The organism is Oerskovia merdavium (genome assembly GCF_014836755.1).
Lineage (GTDB): Bacteria > Actinomycetota > Actinomycetes > Actinomycetales > Cellulomonadaceae > Oerskovia > Oerskovia merdavium.
On record NZ_JACSQF010000004.1, the window covers coordinates 59,889 to 83,578 of the forward strand.

Genomic DNA, 23,690 nt, shown 5'->3' on the forward strand with positions numbered 1-23,690 from the left:
CAGAAGGCCGGCCGCCCGACGATGCACGCACATCGGCAGATGGCTCTTACGATGAGCCGTGAGTTCCGACTGGTTCGACCTGGCCACCCAGGGCACCGAGAGCGGTGAGCTGGCCCGGTCGATCGACTGGTCCGCCACCTCGATCGGCGCGCCCGACACCTGGCCCAAGACCCTGCGCGCCGCCGTGCGGCTGTGCTTCAGCACGCGCTTCCCCATCTTCATCGCCTGGGGCCCCGAGCTCCTGATGATCTACAACGACGGCTACCGTCCCATGCTCGGCGAGGACAAGCACCCGTCCGCGATGGGCTCACCGGCGAGCATCGTGTGGGCCGAGATCTGGCCCGACATCGAGCCGTTGTTCGACTCGGTCCTCGCCACGGGCATCCCCACGTGGTCCAAGGACCAGCCCCTCCTCATGAACCGCTCGGGGTACGACGAGGAGACGGCCTTCACATTCTCCTACAGCCCGCTGCGCGACGAGGAGGGCACGATCTGCGGCGTCATGGACGTCGCGACCGAGACCACCGACCACGTGGTCGACGCCCGGCGCCTCCAGACCCTCGGCACGCTGACCGCTGCGCTCCAGCGGCTGCAGGGCGACGTGGACGAGCTCGCGGCCGCGACGGTGGCCGTGCTCGGACGCAGCCAGGACGTGACCCGCGCAGACCTCTACCTGGACAGCTCGGCCGGGCTCGTGCCCTTCGCCTCGACGCACGAGCGGCACGACGAGTCGGTCCCACCGCACGTCCTGCGCGAGGTCGCCGACCGGCGCCGGCTCGACCACGTCGGCAGTGCTCTGGTCGCTCCCCTCGCGGCGACGCGCGACCGGGTCGCCGCGGGCGTGATCGTCCTCGAGGGCAACCCGCACCGGCCCGACGACGACGCCCAGCGCTCGTTCCTCCAGCTCGTGGCATCCGCGGTGGGCACGGCGCTGAGCAGCACGCTCGCCCAGATCCGCCAGGTCGACGAGCTGCGCACGGTCGCCAACGCGCTCCAGGACGCGATGCTCCCCGACGACCCGACTGCCCCCGGCTGGCACACCCGCTACCGCCCGGCAGATGACAGCCTGCTCATCGGTGGCGACTGGTACGACGTCGTCGACCTGTCGGACGGGCGGTTCGGCCTGGTCGTCGGCGACTGCGTGGGCAAGGGCCTGCGTGCTGCCGCCGTCATGGGTCAGCTCCGCAGCGCGAGCCGCGCCCTGCTCCTCGAGAACCTCGGTCCGGCCGCGACGCTCGAGGGCCTCGACCGCTTCGCTCGGACGCTGCCCGGGGCCGAGCTCGCGACCGTCCTGTGCGCGATCGTCGACGAGAACGCCCGGACCATCACCTACTCGGCCGCAGGTCACCTGCCGCCGCTCGTCGTCAACAAGGCCGAGACGTGCTGGCTCAACGACGGTCGGGGAACGCCACTCGCGCTCACCATACTTCCTCGCCAGGAGGCCACCGCGGAGCTCGACAGCGGTGACGCCGTGATCCTCTACACCGACGGGCTGGTCGAGCGTCGCGGCGAGCACCTCTCGGAGGGCCTGCGGCGGCTCGCGGACGTCGCGCTCGCGATCCGCGAGGAGCGCCCCGCGGCCGACCTCCCGGACGCGCTGCTCGCCGAGCTCCTCTCCGGCGGCGCGCGCGACGACGTCGCGCTGCTCCTCTACGAGGTCCCCTGACGCCGCAGCTGCGCGAGCCGCACGCGCGTCTCAGGCCAGGCCGGCGTCGTGCACGCAGATCGCGACCTGCACGCGGTTCTCGGCCCCGAGCTTGTCGAGCACCCGCCCCACGTGGGTCTTGACGGTCGCGACGCTCAGGAACAGCGCCGCGGCGATGTCCGCGTTGGACAGCCCGGACCCGATCGCGACCGCGACCTCCCGCTCACGCTCGGTCAGGCGCGACAGGCGCTCGCGCGCGGAGGCCGCGCGGTCGTCGGCCGGCGCCCGCGCGACCGCGGCGATGAGCTGCTGCGTGACCGACGGCGACAGCATCGAGCGCCCCTCGGCGACGAGGCGGACCGCCGCGACCAGCTCGGCGGGCGGGGTGTCCTTCAGCAGGAACCCGGCCGCGCCCAGCCGGAGCGCGGACAGCACCATGTCGTCGGCATCGAACGTCGTGAGCACGATGACCTTGAGCCCCGGGTCCGCAGCGCGCGCGATCTCCAGGGCCGCGAGGCCGTCGCGGCGCGGCATCCGGATGTCCATGAGGACGACGTCGGGCCGGGCGCGCGCGATCTCCGCGACCGCCGCGACGCCGTCGGCGGCCTCACCCACGATCTCGATCGACCGGTCGCCGCCCAGGATGAGGCGCAGCCCGGCACGCACCAGGGTCTCGTCGTCGACCAGGACGACCCGCAGGGGTACCAGATCGGGGGTCTCGGGGGTCACGTCCACGGGAGCCACGCTCTCACGACGAAGGACCCGGCCCCGTCGGGCGCGGCACGGAGCTCGCCGCCCGTGAGGCGGGCGCGCTCGGCGAGCCCGGTCAGCCCCAGGCCCGACGGCGGCGCACCCGACGCGCGCGAGGCGGCACCGTCGTCGGGCACGCGGACAGTGCAGACGGTGACGAGCGGGTTGGTGACCCGCAGCACGAGCCCCTCCCCCGGCTCCCCCGAGATCTCGACGCGCACGGGCGCTGCGGGCGCGTGCTTGCGCGCGTTCGTGAGCGACTCCTGGAGGATCCGGTACGCGCTCCGGCTCGTCTGCTCCGGCAGGTCCGGGAGCCGCTCGGCCGTCGCGGGGGCGATCTCGCAGCCGACGTCGGCGTCGCCACCACCGAGACCGCGGACCTCGTCCAGCAGGTCGGGCAGGGCGTCGAGCGTCGGCTGAGGGCGCTCGGGCACGCCCGCCGGGACGTCGGTCTCGCGCAGGACACCCAGGACCTCGCGCAGCTCGGTCATCGCGAGGTGCGCGTTGTCCTGGATCACGGCCGCGGCCGCCGACGTCTCCTCCCGCGTGAGGTCCGTGCGGTACGCGAGCGCCCCGGAGTGCATCGCGACGAGCGAGATGCGGTGCGCCAGGACGTCGTGCATCTCGCGGGCGATGCGCGTGCGCTCGGTCGTCCGCGCCTGGTCGAGCCGCGCGGCCTGCTCGCGCTCGGCCGTCTCGGCACGCTCGCGCAGCGAGACCAGGAGGTCGCGACGGTTGCCGATCGAGACGCCGATCGCCACGAGGAGACCGTAGACGAGCACCGAGAGCACCACGAGGACCGCACCCCACCACGGGAGGTCGAGCGTCGGGTGCAGGGCCTCGAACGCGAGCGTCGACGCCAACCACACGATCCCGACCGCAGCGATCTCCTGCCAGCGGCGGCGCGTCGCGAGCGAGACCAGCACGATGCAGACCGCACCGAGCGCGAAGCCCGAGAACCCCGAGAGTGCCGCGAGGATCAGGGCGATCGTCAGGGGCGCGTGCCGGCTGAACGGCATCAGGACGATCGCGACGACACCCAGGAAGAGGTCGAGCAGCACGAAGAACCCCTGGCGGGCGGTCGGCTCGACCGGGATGTCCGAGAGCACGAGCCCGAAGGTCAGGAACCCTGCCCCCAGCGCAACGGCCAGGCGCCAGAGGATGCCCCAGGCGGAGCGGGGGACGTACGTGTCGGTCGGCATGCCGCGAGACTATGCGCGCGGCCCGCCGGGGCACATCGGCAGTCGGGACGACCCTGCGTCAGACCAAAGGATCAGTGGGGGGCGGCCCTGGCGGAGCAACCCCTGGCGGGCGGCGGGGCTGGCGGCTGGCGGCCTGGCCCGTGAGTGCGGAGTTCTTGCGCGACACGCCGGGCGTTTCGCGCAAGAACTCCGCACTCAGCGCGCGATCGTCAGCTCTCGCCGTTCGCCGCACGGTACGCGGTGAGGACCGCCTTGGGCAGGCGGCCCTTGGGGCTCACGGTGTGGCCGTTCGCGAGGGCCCACGCGCGGATCGCTGCGGTCGTCTCGCCCGGCAGCAGGTAGGCGGTGCTCTTGGGTGCCGCGGGGGCGACGGGCGCGAGCTCGACGGCGGCCTCAGCCTCGACGACGGGCTCGACGACCTGCTCGGCAGGCTCGACGGCGGGCGCCGTCTCGAGGACGGGCTCTCCTGCCTGCTCGGCCGCTTCCGCGGCAACCGGCTCGGCCGGCTCGGGCGTGGTCTCGGGCTCTGCGGCAGCAACCGCCTCGACCTCGACCTTGACCTCGGTAGCCGCGACGTCCGTGTCGGACTCGGTGGCCTCGGTGGCCTCAGCGGTCTGGGGCTCGACGGGTGCGTCGGCCACGGCGGGCTTCGCCGCGGCGACCGGCTCGGCGACCGGCACGACGGGCGCGGACTCGAGGACCGTCTCAGCAGGCTCGGACGCAGCTTCCGCGACCTCGGCAGCCGGCTCGACCGGCTTGACCGTCGCGACCTCGACGACCTCGACAGCGACCTCCGACTCCAGCACCTCCTCGCGCTCGAGGACCGCGATGGCGACGGGCGTCGCCGCGGGCTCGACGGCAGCAGAGGGGGCGGGAGCCGGTGCTGCGGCGGGCGTCTCGACGGGCGCCGCCTCGACGGCCGGTGCGACGGGGGTCTTCTGAGCGTCGTCGAACAGCGACGCGACGCTCACCACCGGTGCGTCCTCCGCCTTCTTCCGACGACCCTTGAACCAGCTCAGCAGACCCATGACGACCTCTCCGCGAACGATGCCCACACCGACCGATGTGCGCGCGTCAACTCTTTCACATCTCGGACGAAGGCCCCGCGGGCGCCCATGTCCTTCCCGCTGCACTCCGGGCCCGGCGTCTCGACAGCTCGCTCGACCCGGGCACCCGGGGCGCGATGTACTGGGAACGAGCACGCCCCGCACCGCCGATCGACCACGACCCCCGCAACCCGCCAGGAGCCCCATGCCCCCGACCACCGCGCAACCCGCCGCCGACCGCGAGCGCCTCGGCCTGCACGCGGACTGCGAGAGCTGCTTCGGGCTGTGCTGCGTGGCGCTGGCGTTCACGCGCTCGGCCGACTTCCCGATCGACAAGGACGCGGGCGAGCCGTGCCGGAACCTGCGTCCCGACCACAGCTGCGGGATCCACCCCGAGCTGCGTGAGCGCGGGTTCGTGGGCTGCACGGTCTACGACTGCTTCGGCGCGGGCCAGAAGATCTCGCGCTCGACCTTCGCGGGCCAGGACTGGCGCGAGCACCCGGAGGTGCGGTCGTCGATGTTCGCGCTGCTGCCCGTGCTGCGCCACGTCCACGAGCTGCTCTGGTACCTCACCGAGGCCCAGGCGCTGACGCTGGGCCACGACGAGTCGCTCGCGGCGGAGCTCACCCAAGCCGTCGAGCGGATCGACCTCCTCTCCACCGGCTCACCGGACGAGCTGCTCGCCCTAGATCTCGGGGCGCTGCGCGACGGCGTGAACCCCCTCCTGGTGCGCGCGAGCGAGGCGGCCCGTGCCCGCTCGGTGCACCAGCCGCGGGGCAGGCGCGCGGACCGCCGGGGTGCGGACCTGGTCGGGCGGCGGTTGGAGGGCGCGGACCTGCGGGGCGCGAGCCTCCGCGGCGCGCTGCTCGTGGGGGCGGACCTGCGGGGCGCGGACCTGCGCAGCGCCGACCTCGTCGGTGCGGACCTGCGCGGGGCGGACCTCTCGGGCGCCGACCTCACCGACGCGCTCTTCCTCACCCAGGTCCAGGTCGACGCCGCGCGGGGCGACGCGACCACGCGGCTCCCCGCGGGCCTGACCCGCCCGGCGCACTGGGGCGCACCGCCCGTGGTGAGGTCACGCGCGCGGCGCGCGTGACGCCGTCGGGCAGGAGGACGGCCCGACGACGCAGCGGCGTCCGCGGCGAGTCCCCCCCGGGGCGCCGCTCCCGTCGGACCTGGCGTACGTCGCCGACTCGTCGAGGGACGAGCGACGGGCGTCACGGGACCAGGACGACCCGCGTGCCCGACGCGGTCCTCGCCTCCCAGGCGGCCGCGACCTCGTGCAGAGGGACTGCGACGACGTCGACCGCGGGCCGTACCTGCGGCAGCAGCGTCGCGAGCTCGGTGATCGCACCGACCATGCCGTCGGGCGACACCGAGCCCTGCCCGCTCCCGCTGACCTGCACGTTGGTCTTGCGCAGGGTCGCCGCCGGCAGCGTGATCGTGGGCCCTGCGGTCGCGCCGACGTGCACCCAGCGCAGGAGGTGGGCGGGATCGCTCCGAGCACCCGTCACGGCCGCGAGCGCCTGCTCGGTCGGGGCTCCCCAGACGTAGTCGACGACGACGTCGACGTCCGCGGCCTCGCGCGCGAACCGTTCGGCCGCGTCGTCGGCCGTGAGCGGCACGATCGCGTCGGCCCCCAGGCGACGCACGACCTCGAGCGAGGTCGCGTCACGCCCCGCGCCCACGATGCGCCGGGCCCCCAGGTGCCGCGCGAGCTGCACGGCCAGGCGGCCCGCGTTGCCCGTCGCGCCCAGGACCAGGACGCTCTCGCCGGGCTGCAGGTCGGCGCGGTGCCGCAGTGCGAGCCACGCCGACATCGCGGGGTTCATGGCCGCCGCGAGCGTGACGTCGTCGAGACCGGGCGGCAGCTCGACGAGGCGCCCTTCGGGGACGGCGACGAGCTCGGCCATGCTGCCGCGCGGCGCGTGGAGGCCCGCGAAGAACACCCGACGGCCGTCGTCGGTGCGGCCGACGCCGTCGAACCCGGGGACGAGCGGCAGCGCGCCGTCGCTCGTGTAGTGGGTGCCGGCGGCCCCCGACCGGACACGCGGGTGCAGGCCCGCGGCGAGGACGTGCACCAGGACCTCGCCCGGTCCGGGCACGGGGTCCGGGACTTCCGTGTACTGCGGGGGCTGGTCGAACGACGTGACGAGGGCGGCGTGCACGGTGGGTCCTCACTCTCGGTTGCTGGACGGGTCCGACGCCCGCCCGGTCGGCGGGTGCGAGCACGACGCCCGTCAGACGGGCGCGGGCGGGACGAGCGGCGGTGCGGGCACCTGACCCGTGACGGCCCACTCGCCGGGGCGGTCGCGCAGCGCCTCGCCGATGGCCGCGACGACCGCCGACGTCACGTGCGGCTCGGTCGTGGGCGCGTGCCAGTAGCGGACGTGGACGGTCGTCCGGGCGGGCTCGACCGAGACCGTCAGGAACTCCGGGGCGGGCCGCTTGTGGACGCCGCGCGCCGCACCGACCGCGTGCAGGACGCTGGTCGCGACCTCGTCGGGCAGCGCGTCGCCGAGCCGCACCTCGACCGTGGCGCGGCGTGCGCCCAGCACCGAGTGGTTGACGAGCGGGGCCGCGAGCACCGCGGCGTTGGGCAGGTGGACCTCGCGCCCGTCGACCGTGCGGATGACGACCGACCGGCCGTTGAGCTCCTTGACGACGCCCGTCCAGTCCATCGACTCGATCTCGTCGCCCAGGCGCACGGGCATGCGGGTCTGGAGGATGATCGCGGCGCCGAAGTTGTCCGCGATCCCCCGCAGCGCGAGGACGGCGACGATCACGACGACGATCACCGCGCCGAGGATCGGCTCGGTACGGAAGCCCAGGAACGCCAGCGCCAGCCCGATCCCCACGAGGAGCAGGAAGTAGTGCACCACGCGGGTCGCGACCGCGAGGAGCTGCGGCGAGAGCCCCTTGGTGCGGGCGCCGATCGCAAGGATCGCCTTGCGGGACAGGCGCGACAGGATCCAGGCGCCGAGCACCGCGAGCACCGCGAACAGGACGTCCCACCCGGTGATGTCGCTGCCGGAGAACCAGCTCGTCACGGTGTCGATCACGCGGCTCCTCCCGGGGCGTCGGGGCGCGGTGTCCGCCCTGCCCCACGGGCCTGACGGCGGCACGCGCCACGTCGATGCTCGCACCGTGGGAGGGGCTCGGCATCCGGACCGGGACCCGGGGACCCGCTCCGCGGGGCGGACCGCGTCGGGGGCAAAGATCATCCCTCCGGGGGACAACTCCCCATTGCGCAACGTCCGCCCACCACGGAGAGTGGAGAGGTGGCCCCACGCCACACCACCCCACCACCCTTGAGGGAGCCTTCTTCGTGCGTCTCGTCCGCGGTATCGCCGTCCTGTCCGTCGCCTCCGTCGGGGTCCTCGGCCTCGCCGCCTGCTCGTCCGGCACGGACGCGCCCGCCTCGTCGTCCTCCGCCTCCGCCTCGTCCGAGTCGGACAAGGCTCCTGCCGAGAAGGCCTCGTCGGACCTCACGGCCGAGAACTTCGTCCAGCGCATCACCGACGCGCAGATCGCGGCCGGCAGCGTCTCGATGGCGACCACGACCGAGGTCCAGGGCACGAGCATGGACATGACGGGTGACATCGTCTTCACGGACGGGTCGCAGAACCTCGCCATGACCATGACGGTGCCCGGCTCGGGCGAGATGCAGGTCCGGTTCGTCGACGGCATCTTCTACATGAACATGGGCGAGCTCAGCCAGAACAAGTTCGTCGCGATCGACCCTGCGGACGAGTCCAACCCCATGGCCTCGTCGTTCGAGGGCCTGACCGAGCAGATGGACCCCGCGGCGAGCGTCGAGGCGCTCGAGGGCGCGATCACGAGTGTCGAGAAGGAGGGCGAGCCGGTCGACATCGACGGCGTCAAGGCCCAGCAGTACACGGTCGTGGTCGACACGACCAAGCTCACGGGTTCGATCAAGGAGCAGGCCGACGCCGCGGGCACGGCCCTCCCCGAGACCCTGACCTACCAGTACTGGGTCGACGCCGACGACCTCATGCGCAAGGTCGTCATGGACGTCATGGGCACGAGCATGGAGATGACGTTCTCCAACTGGGGCGAGGACCTCCAGGTCGTCGCCCCGTCGGCCGACGAGATCTCGACCGAGCCGCTCTTCTGATCCGAACGATCTCCTGAGGCCCTGGGACTCGGCTGTTGCGCGCACCCGATCGCGCTCGTCTCCGTTGTGCGCACGTAGCGTGGATGTGGCCGCTGTAGTCGCTTGTGCAAGCCCGTGGGGCTCCGGTCTTTGACTGCCAGAGCCCCACGGCCCCTACTTGTCAAGAGTCAACGAACCCGTTGGATGGTGGCGCGTGAGACGCCGACGAGTTCAGCGACGTCGCCGCTGGTGTGTTCACCGGCGGTGTGGAGGGCCAGGACGTGGCGTTGTTGGGCGGGGGTGAGTTTCGACATCCTCCCGCGCATGCGGCAGTGGCTTCGAAGACCCGGTAGTCCATGACCACCGGGCACGTGGTCACAGTCGGTGGGCCTGTCTAGCTGTGAATGAGTTGGCTGACGCGCTGTTGGCTGATGCCGAGGGCGCGGGCGCTGTCGGCCTGGCTGATGCCGTCGTGGGTCATCTTTCGGATGGCTTCGCGGCGCATGGCTGCGGCGGCGGCGACGGCTGCGCGGGCTTCTGCTTCGCGTTCGGCGGCGACGGTCCATAGCTCACGTGCTGCTTCGGGGAGTTCGATCTCCAGTTCCACGGACACGGTCTCGGGCTCGATATCGAGGTAGAGGCCAATCACCTCTTGGGCAACGTCGCGGGCTTCTGACAGGGTGCGTGCCTGACCGGCGGTGTCGAGTTCGGGAACGTAGACGAACCACCACCGGCCGTCTCGGCGCACCTGTGCTTGATAGGTCGTGCTGCTCATGATGCTTGCTCCTTTCATCGCCAGTTCTGCGGGGCCTGGTCGAGCTTCTTGATCAGTTGTCCAACGATCCCGGCCGAGACCTCGCCGTGGCGAGGGATGGACGCCTTCTGGCTCTCGTCCGGCAGCCCCCACAACTCGTGGCTCCCCTTGCCGTCGCGCAGAAGTACCCAGCCGTTGGCCTTGAGGGCCTCGATCACGTCACGGTACTTCTGTGGCTTCGGCACGATTCTACTCTACCCCCCTCTTGTTCTCCACGTGAAGGGGGGACTAGTAACCGCCGTACGTGTCTGGGGCGGGGGCCAATCGGGACCCGACGGCGGTGCGCCGGCCCTCCCGGCCGCGCACCGCCGTCGTGCTGTCCGCGCGCCGTGCGTACCGTGAGGTCGACGCTCGGGCGCGTGGCGCCGTCGGGCCGGTCAGTCCATGGGGCGGCGGCGCATCTGCTTGGTCGTGGTGCGCTGCTTCTTCGCCGCGAGGCGACGCTCCTGCGAGCCGCGCGTAGGGCGCGTCGCTCGCCGCTGGCGCGCGGGCGGGGCGAGGCCCTCGGCGACGAGCGCCGCGAGCCGGGTGCGGGCGGCCGCTCGGTTGCGGAGCTGTTCGCGGTGCTCGGAGGCCACGACCGTGAGCACGTCGCCGACGAGCCGCTTGTCGAGGCGCTCGCGCAGGCGGGTCCGCTGAGAGTCGCTCAGGACGACCGACGCGGCGACGTCCCACGAGAGCTCGACGCGCGAGTCCGTGGTGTTGACGCCCTGGCCGCCCGGGCCCGAGGCGCGCGAGAACCGCCACGCGAGCTCACCCTCGGGGATCGTCAGGGCAGGGCTCACCGCGAGACCTCGGTGCGGGGCGACGGACACGAGACCATCATCCCGGTTCGGGCGGGGCTCGGCGTCCTCGTCACCAGGACGCGCGTCCTGCCCGACGGCGCCGCTCGCCTCAGGCGCTCGCCGCGCCCACGCGCACCTCGGCACGGTCACGGATCCCGCGCAGCATGCGGGCGCTCATGACGAAGCTCACGGGCTGGACGGGTTCGACGATCGCGCCCGCCCACCAGCGCGTGTAGCCGTAGCGCTCGCGCACGACCAGGCGCGTGCCGCCGCCCGGTCCCGGGCGCAGCACGAACGACCAGCTGAAGTCGTACGGCGGGGCGGACGCGCCGACCGGGACGGCACCGCGCAGCACCAGGTGATGCTCGGGGACCATCGCGGCGACGCGCAGCCCGAGGTCGGGGTGCAGCCGGACGTCGTCCCCCACCGCGAGGCGCTGCCACTGCGGGTCGATCCGGTCGGCGTTCTGGATGTCGCAGCCGACGAGGTTCTCGAGCCACTCGTAGCTGTAGAAGCCACCCCGGCCCTGACCGAGCTGGACGAGCCAGCGCCACACCTCGCGCGGCGGGGCGTCGATGCTGACCGCCCGGGTCGCGACGACCTCGGCCTGCGGGACGATCTCGTCGCCCGGGAGCACGTCGGACGGTTCGCCGTCCCTCGTCCCCCAGGTCATGGTCAGACGCCGGGTCAGGAGCAGGGCCCCGAGCACGGCTGCTGTCGCGACCGTCCTTCTGACGAGCGGTCTCATGGCGTCCTCCTCCGGTGCGGGACCTCGATCTGTCTCGATCGTCCCATCTCCGGGCGCTACCGTGGGAGCTTGTGACGAATTGCACAAGCACGCTCGGAGGTCGCCGGAGGCCGGCGCACGTCGTCGCTCCCGTCAGGCGATCCCACCGTTGGCGTACAGGACCTGACCGTTGACCCAGCGCGCCGGGCCGGCGAGGAACGAGACGACCTCGGCGATGTCGACCGGCGTCCCCAGACGTTCGAGGGGCGCGGCCTTCGCCAGGCCCGCGACCTGCTCGTCCGACTTTCCGTCGAGGAACAGCGGGGTCGCCGTGGGGCCGGGCGCCACGGCGTTGACCGTCACGTCGCGCCCGCGCATCTCCTTGGCCACGACGGCCGTGGCCGCGTCGACCGCCCCCTTGGTCGCGGCATAGGCGCTGTAGGTCGGGAAGGCGAGGCGGGTGACCGACGACGAGAAGCTGACGATCGCCCCACCCTCCCTGACCCGACGCGCAGCCTCGCGCAGGACGACGAACGTCCCGCGCACGTTCGTCCGCACCATGCGGTCGAAGTCGTCGAGGTCGAGCTCGACGAGCGGCGCGAGGAGCATGACGCCGGCCGTGTGCACCACGACGTCGGCTCCCCCGTGCTCGGTCTCGGCGTGCGCGAAGAGCGCGGCGACCTGCTGCTCGTCGGCCACGTCCGCCTGGAAGGCTGTCGCGGTGCCGCCTGCGGCGCGGATCGTCGCGACGACCTCGTCCGCCCGGCCCTTGTTGCCCGCATAGGCGACGACGACCGTCTGGCCGTCCTGGGCCAGGCGCTCGGCGACCGCGCGGCCGATGCCGCCCGAGGCTCCGGTGACGATCGCTACGCGGTTCGTCGGGTGAACTTCCTGATTAATGGACACGCAATCCATATAACGCTGGATATGGACAGTGTGTCAATATGTAGGTCGACGGAAGGTGGACACGGTGGCGAACGAGGAACCCGCCAAGCGGCGAGGACGGGGGCGACGCCCCAGCGACGAGGTCCGTCAGGAGATCCTCGCGGCGGCCGGCGACCTGCTGCTGCGCGAGGGCATGGCAGCCTTCACGATCGAGAAGGTCGCGACGCTCGCGGGGGCGAGCCGCATGACGATCTACAAGTGGTGGCCCTCCAAGGGAGCGCTCGCGTTCGACGGTTACCGCGCGACCGTCGAGCCCACGCTCGCGTTCCCCGACACGGGCGACCTCGCGACCGACCTGCGCACGCAGCTCCACGCGTTCGTCCGCCTGCTCACCGAGACCCCTGCGGGCAGGGTCATGGCCGAGCTGATCGGGCAGGCGCAGACGGACCCCGAGCTGCGCGCCTCGCTGCTCGAGCACTACACCGTGCCGCGGCGCGAACGTGCCGCAGAGGTCATGCGGCGCGCGCAGGAGCGTGGCCAGATGCGCGCGGACGCCGACCCGCAGGTCGTCGTCGACCAGCTCTGGGGTGCCTGCTACCACCGGCTGCTCACGCCCGACCACCCGCTCACGGTCGACTTCGCGGACGCGCTCGTCGACAACGTGCTGCGGGGCGTCGCGGCGTAGGACGAGCTCGCCGAGCCGTGCTCGCCGGCCCGGCGCGTCAGACCACCCGGCCGACCGCGAGGAAGTGCGGGCTCGCGCAGATCATGGCCGGGTCGGTCTCGAGCAGGCGGGCCGCACGGATCGCGGACCCGAGCAGGGGATCGGCCTGGTCGAGCGGCAGGTTGTCGAGCGCCGGAGCACTGGGCCCCTCGACCCCGTAGACCGTGACCGCGTCGAGGCCGGCCTCGGCGAGCTCGCCCGAGAGCTCCTCGGGGAGGTGGAAGTACGCGGTCGTGAAGCCCGAGCGCGGGTCGTGCAGGCCGGTCTCGAGGGCCCTGCGCAGCGAGGGCTCGTTCTCGGCGGAGACCTCTCCCAGGGCCGCGAGCTCGAGCAGGCCCGCGTAGCGGCTGATCGCCGCCGCGACCACGAGGCCGCCGGGGCGCGCGACGCGAGCGGCCTCGCGCAGCGCGAGCACCCGGTCGCGGCGCTCGGTCAGGTGGTAGAGCGGCCCGAGGAGGAGCACGACGTCGGCCGACGCGTCGTCGAAGGGCAGCGCCCGCGCGTCGCCGGTCTGCGCCCGGACACCGGGGATCTCGCCCGCCTGGGCGACGTGCGAGGGCACCGGGTCGATCAGGTCGACCGAGTGGCCGGCCTCGGCGAGCCAGCGCGCGTGCACGCCCGTGGCGCCGCCGACGTCGACGACGTGCGCCGGTGCAGCGGGGAGGAACCGATCGAGGAGCTCGCGCGTGCGCAGCAGCTCGAGGCGGCCGTGGGCGGTGCGCTGGAGCCGCGTGTCCTCCTCGTAGCGGTCGGAGTAGAACTCGAGGATCTCGGGGTCAAGTGCGGGGCCGGTGTTCACGCGGTCATCCTGCCGGGGTCGCGCGGCGCTGTCCACGGTCTCCGGTCCTCGGTCCCGTCGGCACGCACCGGCCCCATCACGTGAGGTGGTCGAAGTCCCCGCGGACCCAGGCCGCGTGCCGGTCGGCCGAGCGGCGCACGACAGCCCGCGCGTCGACCGGGATCACGCCCTCGAAGTTGTTGTAGAGGCGGTCGAACGCGAAGCGCTCGACGTGGGTCGCGACCCTGTCCACGACGGCCCCCGACAACGGGATCCGGTTGGGGTAGCTGCGCATGAAGCTCACCGACGTCCGGTCGGGGTTGGCGAAGATCGTGTCCCCGCTGAGCAGGACCCCGCGCCCCTCGGCTCCCGCGGCCCAGTGGACGACCGCGCTGCCGGGGAAGTGACCACCCGGCTGGCTCAGGGTCACGCCGGGCAGGACCTCGCGGTCCCCCGACCAGGTCTCGATCACCGGGTCGGGGCGGGCGACCCACCCTGCGTCGGCCTCCGCGACGAGGACCGGCACGCCCCCGAGGGCCCGGCTCCACTCGACCTGGACGCCGAACATGTGCGGGTGGCTCGCGACGACCGCCACGACGTCGCCCAGCTCGCGGACCCGTCGCACGGCCTCGTCATCGAGGTACCCGACCGGGTCCCACAGCAGCATCCCGGCCGGGGTCCGCACGATCTTGGACTCCTGCCCGATCCCCACGCCCGGGTGCCCCGCGAGCGCGAACAGGTCGGGCTCGAGCTCGGTCACCGCGACCTCGTGGCCCTCGGCCGCGAGCTCGTCGAGCGTCGTCCACACCTGGCCGGCCGCGGGCACCCACTGGCGCTCGTCAGCACAGATCGCGCACACCTCGGGCCGTTCGGCGTGCTCCACGGCGCACGTCCGGCAGATCCACCACGTCATCGGGGTCGTCCTCTCCGTCGTCGGTCCAGCAGGTTGCCGGAGCGAGCGAGACCCATGAGACACCCGGCCACCGACACGGGCGAGCCGCGTCGTCGGAGCCGGCCCGGGCGATGGCCCGGGCCGACCCTGACAGCTCGTCGGGGGCGAAGAGCGGGGGCTTCACCGGGCGCGGCACGCCGCCCCGGCGCCCCGAGGGTCAGCGGCTCAGCACCTCAGCATCCCGAGGGTCGTCGCCGTCCGCCACCGCGTCGCCGGCCGGCGGCACGTCCTGCCCGCGCAGCGGGTACGCCCAGAAGCAGAGCCACGCGAGCCCGGCCACGACGAACGGCACGCCGCCCATGAGCACGCGGATGCCGGTCGACACGGTCTCCGGCTGGTCGGCCACCGCGAGCCCCGCGTCGTAGCCCGACGTCGTGAGCACCACCGCGATCACGACGGCCTGGACGATGACCGAGCCGCGCACCACGAACCCGTTGACCCCGAAGTACATGCCCTCGCGGCGCAGCCCGGTGCGCCGCTCGTCGTCGTCGATCACCTGGCCCAGCGCGACCTCGAGGAGCTGCATCATCCCCGCGACCCCGATGCCCACGAGACCCGCGACGACCATCGCCCCCGGCAGCGACCCCGGGACCATGAAGAGCCCCACGGCCACGCCGTAGGCGGCGACCGACCACAGCAGCGCGCTGCGTGGCCCGACCTTGCGCACGACCCACGACCAGCCGACGATCGCCGGGATCGCGACCACGAAGATGGGCGCGAGCACGAGGGTCGCGTCGGCCTCCGCCCCGCCGAGCACGTAGCGCACGTAGAACGGCACCGAGGCCAGCAGGATCGCGGTCGTCGACTGCAGCAGCAGCGACCCCAGGACGTAGGTCACGAACGCCCGGTTCGCGAACGTGTACCGGAGCTGGTCCTTGAGGGGAAGCGCGGCCTCGCGGGCCTTGACCGCGGCCTCGTCGACGGGACGCTCGATCATCCCGACGAGCGACCACAGGTAGAACCCGAGGCACAGGGCGCCGAGCACGAGCGCCATGCCGACCCACCCGAGCGCCGACCCGTAGAGCAGCGGCGCGGCCGCGGTCCCCAGGATCATCCCGACCAGACCGAAGATCTGGCGGGGCGTGTTGCCCCGGGCGCGCTCCGCCGTCGTGCGGAAGATCTCCGGGAACAGCGCCGAGGTGTTGAGGACGACCACGACGTACGCGACGTCGTACACCGCGACCACGACGAGGAACCAGACCAGCAGGCCCTGGGCGCTCAGGTCAGGTGGCATCCACACGAGCGAGAACGCGGCGACCAGCGGGATGATCCCCAGGCCGATCCACGGGACGCGGCGGCCCCAGCGCGTGCGGTGACGGTCGGAGGCCGCCCCGACGAGCGGGTTGAGGACCGCGTTGAGGATGCCGTGCGCGACCATCGCGCCCGCGACCCAGCCCGCGGGGAGCTTGAGGTGGTCCACGTAGAAGAACACGACGAACGCGGAGAACGTCTGCGCCATGAGGTTCGCAGGGAACGCCGAGGCGCCGTAGGCGAGGGTCTGGGCGCGCGTGGGCAACCCGGTCAGACGGCGGTCGCGCAGCGTGGTCAGGGCGCTCATCGCGCACCCCCGACGACGTCGCCCACCTGTGCGACCGGCGCGCCCGCGGCGTCGCGCACCCGGGGCGGGAGCCCACGTTGCACGTCACGCAGGTCGCGCCAGCCGACGCGCACGATCCCCTCCTCGGCGAGCACCTCCGCGACGTCGGGGTCGACCAGGAGCCGGCGCTCGAACCCGCGCTTGGCGACCGCGAAGTCCGCGACGTCGCCCAGCTCGTCGTCGTCGAGCATGGGGTGCAGGAAGAACTCGGTGACCCCGGGCTCGGTCGCGCGCACCAGGTCGAGGAACGCGGCCTTCATCGAGGCGTAGTCCTCCTCCTCCGCGGTGCCCTCACCCAGCAGCTCGAACGGGTGCGTCAGCAGGTGGTCGAGGATCACGACCCCCGCGGCGTCGGCCGCGGCCGTGGCCTGGTCGAGCACCTCCTGGTAGGCGTCGGGCATGCCCATGCCGCCGATCGTGCGCGGGAGACGGAACGGCAACCCGTGGCGCGCAGCGAGCTCGAAGACCTGCGGCAGGAACGTGCGCCCTGTCTCCACGCCGTAGACCGACCCCATGTGGTTGTCGAGGTGCGTGACGTCCATGCCCGCGGCGAGCGCCGCGTCGAGCTGCGCGGCGAGCTCGGCCGCGACGTCCGCGTCGCTCGCCTGCTCCTCGACCGTCCGGCAGTCGACCGGGAAGTACCCGGCCGCGTCCACGAGCGTGGTCCTGACACCCGTCAGGGGGCGCCAGCGGTAGCTCGTCCACTCGCTCGTGAGCACCAGGTGGACGCCGAGGTCCAGGTCGGTGCGGCTCGCCGCGAACGCGAGCGCCTCGGGGGCCCACGGGCACGGCACCATGAGGGTCGTCGAGTCCAGGTGGCCGTCGACGAGGAGCTCGGTGATCGCGCGGTTCGCGGCCCGGCACATCCCGAAGTCGTCGGCGTTGAGGATGAGCGCCCGCGAGCCCGGCGGGAGGCCGAGCCGGGCGACGAGGTCAGAAGGTGCGGGCATCGTCGGGTTCCTGGGAGGTGGGGTCGGTGTCGGGGTGCGCGGCGTCGTCGGGCACGTCGCCCGACTCGGCCGCGTGGCGGACCGCGGCCGAGAAGGCCTGGTCGCGGAGCGTGTCCCGGGCGAGGGCGGCCGCGCCGAGCAGGACCGCGTCGGCCGCGACCGTGCTGGGCTCGACGACGATCGGCAGGATGCCGACCCTGTCCGCGAGGTACGCCTGGACGCGCCGCAGGACCGCTTCCTCGGCGGCCACGCCCGCGAGGAAGATCTTCTGCGGCTCGAGCAGGAGCGAGATCGAGGCGATCAGCACGGCGAGGCGTCCCGAGAGCTCCTCGACGACCGCGACCGCGCGCTCGTCGCCGCCCGCCGCGAGGTCGAGGACCTCGTGCGGTGCCAGGTCGGCGGGCAGGCCCGCGTCCCGCGCGGACGTCGCGAGCGACGCGGCGCCGATGCTCTCCGCGCCGAGCGCGCGGCCTGGTTGAGGCATGAACGCGACCTCGCCGGCACCGCCGGACGCGCCGCGGTAGAGCTTGCCGTCGATGACGATCCCGGCGCCGACCCCGATCCCGAGGCGCAGCAGGACGAACGAGCTCAGGTCCTTGCCCGCCCCCGAGCGCTGCTCGGCGATCGCGGCGAGGTTGACGTCGTTCTCGAGCAGGACGGGGCAGCCGAGGCCGTCCTCGAGGGCGGCGTGCAGCGAGGGTCCACCCTTCTCGAGGCCGGGGACGCGGCGCACCATGGCGTGGTCGAGGTCCACGATCGCGGGGAGCCCGACGACGGCGCACCGGATCGCGACGGACGCGGTCCCCGCGTCGTGGCTCACCGCGGCGACGCAGTGGGCGGCGAGCTTCTCGACGACGTTCGCGCGGGCCGCGGGGTCCTTGGCCGCGAGCGGCTGCTCGGCGCGGGCACGCACCCGTCCGACGAGGTCGATCAGCGCGACCCGGACGCGGACGTGGCCGATGTCTACCGCGAGCGCGTACCCGTGCTCCGGGTCGACCCGGTAGAGCGTGGCCGCCGGGCCGCGGCGCTCGTGGTCGAGGCCCGCCTCCTCGACGACGCCCTGCTCGACGAACGTGCGCAGCGTGTGGGCCACGGTGGTCTTGGACAGGCCCGTGGCCGCGACGATCTCGGGTCTGCCGAGCGTGTCGTGGGCGTCGAGCACATCGAGGACGGCCCGGGCGTTGATCTCCCGGAGCAGTCGTTGGTCTCCTGCAAGAAGCATGTCTACCGCTCTCCGTTGACGGTCGTTCCCCTGGGACATGAGTAGGTCGGAAGGTTACCTACCGAGCGAGAGTACATCGGGGGTGTTTCGGGCGCGCGTCGAGCCGGGACGGTCGTCCCAGTCCAGCCGCCGACCCGGGCGCTCCGACCGTCTCGCCCGGTTTTCCGCGGCTCTCGGGGTGAACCCCGAGCCGGAGATGGGGGGAATGCCCGATGTCCTGGATGCGCCCGGCGGCCTAGCCTCGATCGTGGTGGGCCCCGCTGGGGGGTGGGGCCCACGAGCAGATCTCCCGCCGGCGGGCAGCCGGCCTCCGACCGACACGACGCTCGACGACAGGGGCACGACATGCAGGCCACTCACCGACGACTCGCCACGGCAGGGTTCGTCGCCGTTGCGGCCCTCGCCCTCGGGGCGTGCGGGTTCGGACCCCGCTCGTCGGCCACCGACACCTACACCGAGGACGCAGGGATCACGGCGGTCCGCATCGACCTCGAGGCGGGGTCGGTCACGCTCCGTGGCTCCGACCCCGCGACCGGCCTGTCGATCGAACGCACCGTCGACTTCGTGGGCGAGTACCCCGCGCACGACACGCACCGCGTCGAGGACGGCGTCCTGGTGCTCGCGGGCTGCGGGCGGCACTGCTCGGCGAGCTACACCGTGGACCTGCCCGCGGGGCTGCCCGTCATGGGCGAGACGTCGCACGGGAGCATCGACCTGGACCGGACCGGTGCGGTCGACGTCCGGACGAGCAACGGGTCCGTCACGCTCGCCGGGATCGACGCCAAGGTCCTCGCGCGGACCTCGAACGGGAAGATCAGCGGGACCGGGCTGGGCGGCACCGAGGGCGTCGACGTCGAGACCTCCAACGGGTCGATCGAGCTCACGCTCTCGACCCCGCAGGACGTGAGCGCGACGACCGACAACGGCACGGTGCACCTCACGGTCCCCGAGGGGAGCTACCGGGTCAGCGCGACGACGGACCTGGGCGGCACCGACGTCTCCGTGCCGGACGACCCCGACGGCGAGCACCACCTCGTCGCGGGGTCGTCGAACGGGCGCGTCACGGTCGCCCAGGGCTGAGGCCCCGGGCCGGGTGAGGCCCCGGGGCAGACCGGGCCGGCCCGGGTCGGCCCGGGGACTGCCACCGTTCAGAGCGGACCCAGGACCTCGCGCACGTCCGCGTCGAGGACCAGGGTGTCGAGCACCGCCAGGAGCATGCGTTCCTCGTACCGGAAGTGGGACTCCATGATCGCGGCGACCCCCTCGAGGTGACGCTCGAGCTCGACCGGCGTCGCCGCCTGGTCGACCGCCGCCGTCAGGCCGCCCAGCAGGTGCGCGATCATCGAGTGGTCCTGCCTCAGGTTCCGCAGCGTCCCGACCAGCTCGGGGTGCGCGGCCGCGATCGCGGGGAACAGCTCGCGGTCCTCGCCCTCGTGGTGCCCCGTCAGCGCGGTGCAGAAGCCGTGGCAGAACAGCAGCAGGTCACGCGTCGCGGGTTCGGCGGGCTCGCCGTCGTCGAGCGCGGCACGGGTCACGCGCAGCGCCTCGCGCAGCCGGTCGTGCACGCCCCGCAGCTCGCGGCTCCAGGCGACGAGCCGGGGTGTCTCGAGGAGACCGGTCTCGACGGTCTCCGGCGGCTCGGCGAGGTGGTTCTTCTCGCCCTCAGTCACGTGAGGGCGAAGGGGTCGACGTGGTCATCGTCGGGCTCCTTCGTGTCCGGCGCCTCCATGCCTGACACGGTCTGCCACCGGCACGCGACGCTGCGCAGACCTTACCGGACGCTCGCGCGCGGGGTGCGTGACGCCGTCGGGCCGTGCGAGGTTGCTGCCCGACGGCGCGGCTCTCCCTCCGCTGGACGGCTCACGCCCGCGTGACCCACGCGGGGCGGCGCGCGTCGTCGACGCGCACTACCACGTCCGCGACCCGTTCGGGCGCGGTCTCCGCCCGGTACCGCGCGTACGCGGGCAGCGTCCAGGCGTCGGCGGGCGGCGTGCGCCGCGCGACCGTCGCGTCCTGGAGCGCGAGGTGGACGGTCAGGTCGACGTCGAGCCCACGCCCGAGCGACAGCGAACCGTCGAGCAGCACGACCAGCCCCGGGAGCGCCTCGACGTAGTCGGCGCGCGTCGAGCGCGAGGTCACGGGGTCGCGCAGGCTCGGGAGGTAGCGCCCCTCCCCCGCGGGCCCGACGGCGGACAGCACCTCCCGGTTCAGCGCACCGACGTCGATCCACTCGTCGAGCAGGGCGTCCGGGTCCTCGTGACCGTGCTCGAGCCGTACCGACGCAGGCCGGAGGAAGTCGCGGACGGCGACGCGCGCCGTCGGGCGACCCGCGACACGCAGAGGTTCGACGAGCTGGTCGGCGAGCGCCTCCGGGTGCGTCGAGGGGTGCCCGTCGACCAGGACACGCACCGCGCCCGCTTCGCGCGGCCGCTCCGCGACGAGCGCGGCGACCCGGGCGACGAGGACCTCGGGACTGACCGGCTCGACGCGCATCGGGTCAGGATGTCACGGCCCGCACCCAGGGGTGCATCCCCCGAGCCCGAGCCGCAGGGCGGTACGGTGCAGCCGCCGGATGGCCGGACCAGCGGCCCGGCTGTCAGAGCATGGCCGATGGTGAGCCCGGGCCACTGATCAGTTGTCAGAACGTGGCCGATGGTGAGCCCGGGCCACTTCTGACAACTCAGCGACGACAGTGCGGCCGACCCACGGACGGTAAGGCCGCGGATCAGTTGTCAGAACGTGGCCGGGGTATGGCCCGGCCACGTTCTGACAGCTGAACGGGGTCCGCCACGAGCACGCCCGTCAGCCGTCCAGGACGCCTCACGCAGAGGTCAGGAGGCGCTCGGAAAGGTGTCCGGGAACGCACGAGGCCCCGTCCACAGTGCTGTGGACGGGGCCTCGTGGGCGGGAAGATCAGCCGACGCGGACGAACGTCGGGTTGTTCTGCCAGATCTTGCTGTACTTGACGGTGCTGCCCGGGGTCGTGGCCTCGATCTGCATGCCGTTGCCGGCGTAGATCGCGACGTGACCGGGCGTCCAGATGATGTCGCCGGGTCGGGCTTCGGAAGCCGAGACCGCGGTGCCCGCGTTCCGCTGCGCGCCGGACTGGTGCGGGAGCGAGACGCCGAGCTGTCCGTACACGTACTGGACCAGGCCCGAGCAGTCGAAGCCGCTGGGCGAGGAGCCGCCGTACACGTAGGGCACGCCCACGTACTTCATGGCGATGTCGACGACCGACGAGCCGGAGGCCGCGGGCGCCGGGGCTGCGGCCTGGACCGTCTGCGTCGCGGCGGGCGTCGCACGCTCGACCGAGCGCGAGGCTGCGGCGGCGCGCTGCGGTGCAGGGGCGGGGGCCGGCTCGGGCTCGGGCTCCGGCGCGGGGGTGACCGCGACGGGGGCCTGCTCGATCGCGAGCGCCGCGTCGGCGGCGACCGTGACGACGGGGCTGGTCTGCAGTGCTTCGCGGGCCTGAGCGGTGACGGCAGCGAGGTCGACCGTGCCGACCGACGTCTTCGCCTGGTCGGTCGAGGGGGCTGCGTTCGCCGGGGCCGTGAAGACCGAGATCAGCAGACCCGACGACGCCGCGACGACGGCGCTGCGACGGGCGACGGAGCTGACGCTCGACGCGGCGGAGCGCCCGAGCGACGTCAAGGGGGTGATGGGGCGGTGCGCAGCACGGTGGCGCGCGGAAGGACGTGAGGTCACGAGTGTTCTCCTGGACGCCTGAGAGGTCAGCTGTCGGGTTCGGGTCGGAGAAGCTCTACCCGGCCGTGCGGACCGAGGTCCGTGCGGCTTCACCCCAAGGACACCGTCACCGGTGCCCACAAGAATGGGTCCCCCACCCCTGTCATGGGTGTAGTTCGTGGCCTCGGGAGGTGACAGGGTTCGGCGTCCACCCGAGGGCTCCGGCGAGAAGGTTCTCTGCGAAGCAGAATCGACGGTACATGGCAAGCGACGGATTGTCACAGTGAGGTAACGAACTCCGCGAGTCGGACATCGATCCCTTTCGACGACGAACCGCACCTTCCACGGGAGGGCGCGGCCCGCCGTCAGGCACCTCGGGACACCCGCTTCAGGCGGGCTTGGTCGCCTTGCCGTCCAACCACAAGGTGTCCGACTCGTCCCGGTGCGTACCGGTGGACCCGACGTGCTTGCTGTCGATCGTGGGGCCCTTCTTGATGACGTGGACGAGCGCCATCGCGTGTCCGCGACCCAGGTCGTAGTCCTCCTTGAGCCATTCCACGATCACGCCCGCCTTGACCGACGGGTCGTCGTAGCCCTTCTCCTGCGCGATCGTCAGGAGCTCCCGCGGAGTCAGCCCTGTCTTGTCCTCGATGGTGTCCAGGTACGCCTGAAAAGACATGGGGTCCTCGGTTCTCTCGGCCCAGCGGGTGCGGTCGAGGGGTCAGACCGCCCCGACCAGCAGAACTCATCGGTCAGGACGGTGCACCCTCTGGTCGGTGTCGCACGCGCCGCGCGACCCAGCCGCGCTGCGCGGCCAGGACCCCCGCCTGGAAGCGGCTCGTCGCACCGAGCACCTGGAAGAGCGTCGCCACGTGCCGACGGCACGTGCGGACGCCGATGCCGAGGCGACCGGCGATGGCCTCGTCCGTGAGCCCCGCGCTCAACCCCGACAGGATCGAGACCTGCACCGTCGTCAGCACCGACCGGCCCCCGTCCTGGGGCGTCCCGACGATCTCCGACAGCTCCCTGTCGACCATGCTGCCCCCCTTCTCCCCGACGTCCGGGAGTGTAGCCAGGGCGGGCCGCTACCGGCCGGTAGCGTTCGCGCGGGGCGCGGCAGGGGGCGCGGCGCTACCGCCCGAGCAGCCCGTCGATCTCGGCCATCTCCGCCGTCTGCACGTCGACCATCTGCTGCGCGAGGTCCTGGAGGTCGGTGTACCCACCGTCCGCGATCTCGCCCTGCGTCATCGCGATCGCGCCCTCGTGGTGCGAGTGCATGAGCTCGAGGAACGTCTTCTCGGCCTCGGCCACGGCGGTCGCGTCCCCCTCGCTCGCGTCCGCGAGGCGTTCGAGCGACCCCATCTGGTCGCCCGTCAGCATGCCGTTCGCGACGTGCACCGAGTGCATCTGCATGAGGTCGTCCTGCCCCCAGGCGTCGGCCCAGCCGCGCATGGTCGCGATCTCCTCGGCCTGCCCGTCGAGGATCCGCTGCGCGAGGTCGCGCGTCGGGTCGCTCACGCCGTCGACGGCCAGGATGATCTCGCTCATCTCGACGGCCTGCTCGTGGTGCGGGGTCATCATCGCGAGGAAGTGCAGGTCCGTGTCGTTCACCTCGGCCGGGGCGGCGCCGTCCGAGGCGGCCGACGAGACCGGCGCCTGCGCCTGGGGCGCTTCGCCGCCGGTCGAGCACCCCGCGAGGGCAGCGGTCACGACGAGCGCGGTGAGGACGGCGGGCAGCTTCTTCATGAGGACTCCGGTGTGTCTCGGGATCGCCGGGGCACGCGGGCGCCGGACCGGCGAGCGTCCGAGCAG

27 protein-coding genes and 1 riboswitch are annotated in these 23,690 nt (G+C 72.9%); of the genes, 5 read left to right on the plus strand and 22 right to left on the minus strand.

Annotation, left to right across the window (positions count from 1 at the left end; translation table 11 throughout):
• Window positions 1-58: 58 nt before the first annotated feature.
• Complete coding sequence (locus tag H9641_RS20630; RefSeq protein WP_191801640.1) at window positions 59-1,666, plus strand: PP2C family protein-serine/threonine phosphatase; 1,608 nt, start codon at window positions 59-61, stop codon at window positions 1,664-1,666.
• Between the two features lie 30 nt (window positions 1,667-1,696).
• On the opposite strand, the gene H9641_RS05170 is transcribed toward H9641_RS20630, so the two are convergent.
• The 3 genes from H9641_RS05170 to H9641_RS05180 all read right to left on the minus strand — a co-directional run bounded on the left by H9641_RS05170 (window position 1,697) and on the right by H9641_RS05180 (window position 4,625).
• Window positions 1,697-2,380 (minus strand): response regulator, encoded by a 684-nt coding sequence (locus tag H9641_RS05170; RefSeq protein ID WP_235535498.1) that lies wholly within the window; start codon window positions 2,378-2,380, stop codon window positions 1,697-1,699.
• Window positions 2,371-3,597, minus strand: a complete 1,227-nt coding sequence (locus H9641_RS05175; RefSeq protein WP_191801641.1) for a sensor histidine kinase — start codon at window positions 3,595-3,597, stop codon at window positions 2,371-2,373. The genes H9641_RS05170 and H9641_RS05175 overlap by 10 nt, the downstream gene beginning before the upstream one ends.
• Before the next feature lie 209 nt (window positions 3,598-3,806).
• The gene (locus H9641_RS05180; protein ID WP_191801642.1) at window positions 3,807-4,625 is read right to left on the minus strand and encodes an Lsr2 family DNA-binding protein; all 819 of its coding nucleotides are present in this window, start codon (window positions 4,623-4,625) and stop codon (window positions 3,807-3,809) included.
• A gap of 223 nt (window positions 4,626-4,848) precedes the next feature.
• On the opposite strand from H9641_RS05180, the gene H9641_RS05185 reads away from it, so the two are divergent.
• On the plus strand, window positions 4,849-5,739 hold the full coding sequence (locus H9641_RS05185; protein ID WP_191801644.1) for a pentapeptide repeat-containing protein: 891 nt from the start codon (window positions 4,849-4,851) through the stop codon (window positions 5,737-5,739).
• A gap of 121 nt (window positions 5,740-5,860) precedes the next feature.
• On the opposite strand, the gene H9641_RS20635 is transcribed toward H9641_RS05185, so the two are convergent.
• Together H9641_RS20635 and H9641_RS05195 are read right to left on the minus strand one after the other, a co-directional pair.
• Window positions 5,861-6,811 (minus strand): quinone oxidoreductase family protein, encoded by a 951-nt coding sequence (locus tag H9641_RS20635; protein ID WP_191801646.1) that lies wholly within the window; start codon window positions 6,809-6,811, stop codon window positions 5,861-5,863.
• 72 nt (window positions 6,812-6,883) lie between these two features.
• Window positions 6,884-7,705: a mechanosensitive ion channel family protein gene (locus H9641_RS05195; RefSeq protein WP_191801647.1), complete on the minus strand. Its 822-nt coding sequence runs from the start codon at window positions 7,703-7,705 to the stop codon at window positions 6,884-6,886.
• 266 nt (window positions 7,706-7,971) lie between these two features.
• Between H9641_RS05195 and H9641_RS05200 the strand changes: the two genes are divergently transcribed.
• Window positions 7,972-8,781 carry an LppX_LprAFG lipoprotein gene (locus H9641_RS05200; RefSeq protein ID WP_191801656.1) on the plus strand — a complete coding sequence of 270 codons (810 nt, stop codon included), beginning with the start codon at window positions 7,972-7,974 and terminating at the stop codon, window positions 8,779-8,781.
• A 167-nt stretch (window positions 8,782-8,948) separates the two neighbouring features.
• On the opposite strand, the gene H9641_RS20890 is transcribed toward H9641_RS05200, so the two are convergent.
• The 6 genes from H9641_RS20890 to H9641_RS05230 all read right to left on the minus strand — a co-directional run bounded on the left by H9641_RS20890 (window position 8,949) and on the right by H9641_RS05230 (window position 12,001).
• On the minus strand, window positions 8,949-9,086 hold the full coding sequence (locus H9641_RS20890) for a helix-turn-helix domain-containing protein (RefSeq protein ID WP_225220028.1): 138 nt from the start codon (window positions 9,084-9,086) through the stop codon (window positions 8,949-8,951).
• Window positions 9,087-9,154: 68 nt separating this feature from the next.
• A complete protein-coding gene (locus tag H9641_RS05210; RefSeq protein WP_056654201.1) occupies window positions 9,155-9,535 on the minus strand; it encodes a hypothetical protein in 381 nt (126 codons plus the stop codon).
• 14 nt (window positions 9,536-9,549) lie between these two features.
• Window positions 9,550-9,759, minus strand: a complete 210-nt coding sequence (locus tag H9641_RS05215; RefSeq protein WP_191801660.1) for a type II toxin-antitoxin system HicA family toxin — start codon at window positions 9,757-9,759, stop codon at window positions 9,550-9,552.
• Between the two features lie 192 nt (window positions 9,760-9,951).
• A complete protein-coding gene (gene arfB / locus H9641_RS05220) occupies window positions 9,952-10,389 on the minus strand; it encodes an alternative ribosome rescue aminoacyl-tRNA hydrolase ArfB (RefSeq protein WP_056654194.1) in 438 nt (145 codons plus the stop codon).
• A 79-nt stretch (window positions 10,390-10,468) separates the two neighbouring features.
• Entirely contained in the window at window positions 10,469-11,107 is a 639-nt protein-coding gene (locus tag H9641_RS05225) for an SRPBCC family protein (RefSeq protein ID WP_191801662.1), read from the minus strand.
• A gap of 132 nt (window positions 11,108-11,239) precedes the next feature.
• Window positions 11,240-12,001 carry an SDR family oxidoreductase gene (locus H9641_RS05230; RefSeq protein WP_191801664.1) on the minus strand — a complete coding sequence of 254 codons (762 nt, stop codon included), beginning with the start codon at window positions 11,999-12,001 and terminating at the stop codon, window positions 11,240-11,242.
• A 55-nt stretch (window positions 12,002-12,056) separates the two neighbouring features.
• Here H9641_RS05230 and H9641_RS05235 point away from each other — a divergent pair, with 55 nt between their 5' ends.
• Window positions 12,057-12,656 (plus strand): TetR/AcrR family transcriptional regulator, encoded by a 600-nt coding sequence (locus H9641_RS05235; RefSeq protein WP_318244387.1) that lies wholly within the window; start codon window positions 12,057-12,059, stop codon window positions 12,654-12,656.
• A 37-nt stretch (window positions 12,657-12,693) separates the two neighbouring features.
• On the opposite strand, the gene H9641_RS05240 is transcribed toward H9641_RS05235, so the two are convergent.
• The 5 genes from H9641_RS05240 to H9641_RS05260 all read right to left on the minus strand — a co-directional run bounded on the left by H9641_RS05240 (window position 12,694) and on the right by H9641_RS05260 (window position 18,194).
• A complete protein-coding gene (locus H9641_RS05240) occupies window positions 12,694-13,494 on the minus strand; it encodes a methyltransferase domain-containing protein (RefSeq protein WP_191801666.1) in 801 nt (266 codons plus the stop codon).
• 76 nt (window positions 13,495-13,570) lie between these two features.
• Window positions 13,571-14,386 (minus strand): MBL fold metallo-hydrolase, encoded by an 816-nt coding sequence (locus H9641_RS05245; protein WP_191801667.1) that lies wholly within the window; start codon window positions 14,384-14,386, stop codon window positions 13,571-13,573.
• Window positions 14,387-14,582: 196 nt separating this feature from the next.
• The gene (locus tag H9641_RS05250; RefSeq protein WP_191801669.1) at window positions 14,583-15,983 is read right to left on the minus strand and encodes an MFS transporter; all 1,401 of its coding nucleotides are present in this window, start codon (window positions 15,981-15,983) and stop codon (window positions 14,583-14,585) included.
• Window positions 15,980-16,972, minus strand: a complete 993-nt coding sequence (locus H9641_RS05255; protein WP_191801671.1) for a polysaccharide deacetylase family protein — start codon at window positions 16,970-16,972, stop codon at window positions 15,980-15,982. The genes H9641_RS05250 and H9641_RS05255 overlap by 4 nt, the downstream gene beginning before the upstream one ends.
• Window positions 16,956-18,194, minus strand: coding sequence for an ROK family transcriptional regulator (locus H9641_RS05260; RefSeq protein ID WP_191801673.1), 1,239 nt, complete (start codon window positions 18,192-18,194; stop codon window positions 16,956-16,958). The genes H9641_RS05255 and H9641_RS05260 overlap by 17 nt, the downstream gene beginning before the upstream one ends.
• A 345-nt stretch (window positions 18,195-18,539) precedes the next feature.
• Here H9641_RS05260 and H9641_RS05265 point away from each other — a divergent pair, with 345 nt between their 5' ends.
• Window positions 18,540-19,274, plus strand: coding sequence for a DUF4097 family beta strand repeat-containing protein (locus tag H9641_RS05265; protein ID WP_191801675.1), 735 nt, complete (start codon window positions 18,540-18,542; stop codon window positions 19,272-19,274).
• 68 nt (window positions 19,275-19,342) lie between these two features.
• Here H9641_RS05265 and H9641_RS05270 read toward each other — a convergent pair whose 3' ends face one another.
• The 6 genes from H9641_RS05270 to H9641_RS05295 form a co-directional block, all read right to left on the minus strand.
• Entirely contained in the window at window positions 19,343-19,864 is a 522-nt protein-coding gene (locus H9641_RS05270; RefSeq protein ID WP_191801677.1) for a hemerythrin domain-containing protein, read from the minus strand.
• Between the two features lie 190 nt (window positions 19,865-20,054).
• Window positions 20,055-20,687, minus strand: coding sequence for a nucleoside/nucleotide kinase family protein (locus tag H9641_RS05275; RefSeq protein ID WP_191801679.1), 633 nt, complete (start codon window positions 20,685-20,687; stop codon window positions 20,055-20,057).
• A gap of 420 nt (window positions 20,688-21,107) precedes the next feature.
• Window positions 21,108-21,899, minus strand: a complete 792-nt coding sequence (locus tag H9641_RS05280; protein ID WP_191801681.1) for a C40 family peptidase — start codon at window positions 21,897-21,899, stop codon at window positions 21,108-21,110.
• Window positions 21,900-22,065, minus strand: a riboswitch (cyclic di-AMP (ydaO/yuaA leader).
• Window positions 22,066-22,266: 201 nt separating this feature from the next.
• On the minus strand, window positions 22,267-22,557 hold the full coding sequence (locus tag H9641_RS05285) for a DUF4287 domain-containing protein (RefSeq protein WP_191801683.1): 291 nt from the start codon (window positions 22,555-22,557) through the stop codon (window positions 22,267-22,269).
• A 73-nt stretch (window positions 22,558-22,630) separates the two neighbouring features.
• A complete protein-coding gene (locus H9641_RS05290; protein WP_191801685.1) occupies window positions 22,631-22,915 on the minus strand; it encodes a response regulator transcription factor in 285 nt (94 codons plus the stop codon).
• Between the two features lie 94 nt (window positions 22,916-23,009).
• Window positions 23,010-23,624 (minus strand): DUF305 domain-containing protein, encoded by a 615-nt coding sequence (locus H9641_RS05295; RefSeq protein WP_191801687.1) that lies wholly within the window; start codon window positions 23,622-23,624, stop codon window positions 23,010-23,012.
• Window positions 23,625-23,690: the final 66 nt, after the last annotated feature.

Excerpts from the sequence above, each read along its gene's own strand:
- H9641_RS05265 (WP_191801675.1), top strand. The coding sequence starts at position 18,540 with ATGCAGGCCACTCACCGACGACTCGCCACGGCAGGGTTCGTCGCCGTT.
- H9641_RS05210 (WP_056654201.1), bottom strand. The coding sequence starts at position 9,535 with ATGAGCAGCACGACCTATCAAGCACAGGTGCGCCGAGACGGCCGGTGG.
- H9641_RS20890 (WP_225220028.1), bottom strand. The coding sequence starts at position 9,086 with ATGCGCGGGAGGATGTCGAAACTCACCCCCGCCCAACAACGCCACGTC.
- H9641_RS05180 (WP_191801642.1), bottom strand. The coding sequence starts at position 4,625 with ATGGGTCTGCTGAGCTGGTTCAAGGGTCGTCGGAAGAAGGCGGAGGAC.
- H9641_RS05260 (WP_191801673.1), bottom strand. The coding sequence starts at position 18,194 with ATGCTTCTTGCAGGAGACCAACGACTGCTCCGGGAGATCAACGCCCGG.
- H9641_RS05290 (WP_191801685.1), bottom strand. The coding sequence starts at position 22,915 with ATGGTCGACAGGGAGCTGTCGGAGATCGTCGGGACGCCCCAGGACGGG.
- H9641_RS05175 (WP_191801641.1), bottom strand. The coding sequence starts at position 3,597 with ATGCCGACCGACACGTACGTCCCCCGCTCCGCCTGGGGCATCCTCTGG.
- H9641_RS05275 (WP_191801679.1), bottom strand. The coding sequence starts at position 20,687 with ATGCGCGTCGAGCCGGTCAGTCCCGAGGTCCTCGTCGCCCGGGTCGCC.
- H9641_RS05295 (WP_191801687.1), bottom strand. The coding sequence starts at position 23,624 with ATGAAGAAGCTGCCCGCCGTCCTCACCGCGCTCGTCGTGACCGCTGCC.
- H9641_RS05230 (WP_191801664.1), bottom strand. The coding sequence starts at position 12,001 with ATGGATTGCGTGTCCATTAATCAGGAAGTTCACCCGACGAACCGCGTA.
- H9641_RS05250 (WP_191801669.1), bottom strand. The coding sequence starts at position 15,983 with ATGAGCGCCCTGACCACGCTGCGCGACCGCCGTCTGACCGGGTTGCCC.
- H9641_RS05185 (WP_191801644.1), top strand. The coding sequence starts at position 4,849 with ATGCCCCCGACCACCGCGCAACCCGCCGCCGACCGCGAGCGCCTCGGC.
- H9641_RS05255 (WP_191801671.1), bottom strand. The coding sequence starts at position 16,972 with ATGCCCGCACCTTCTGACCTCGTCGCCCGGCTCGGCCTCCCGCCGGGC.
- H9641_RS05285 (WP_191801683.1), bottom strand. The coding sequence starts at position 22,557 with ATGTCTTTTCAGGCGTACCTGGACACCATCGAGGACAAGACAGGGCTG.
- H9641_RS05225 (WP_191801662.1), bottom strand. The coding sequence starts at position 11,107 with ATGAGACCGCTCGTCAGAAGGACGGTCGCGACAGCAGCCGTGCTCGGG.
- H9641_RS05245 (WP_191801667.1), bottom strand. The coding sequence starts at position 14,386 with ATGACGTGGTGGATCTGCCGGACGTGCGCCGTGGAGCACGCCGAACGG.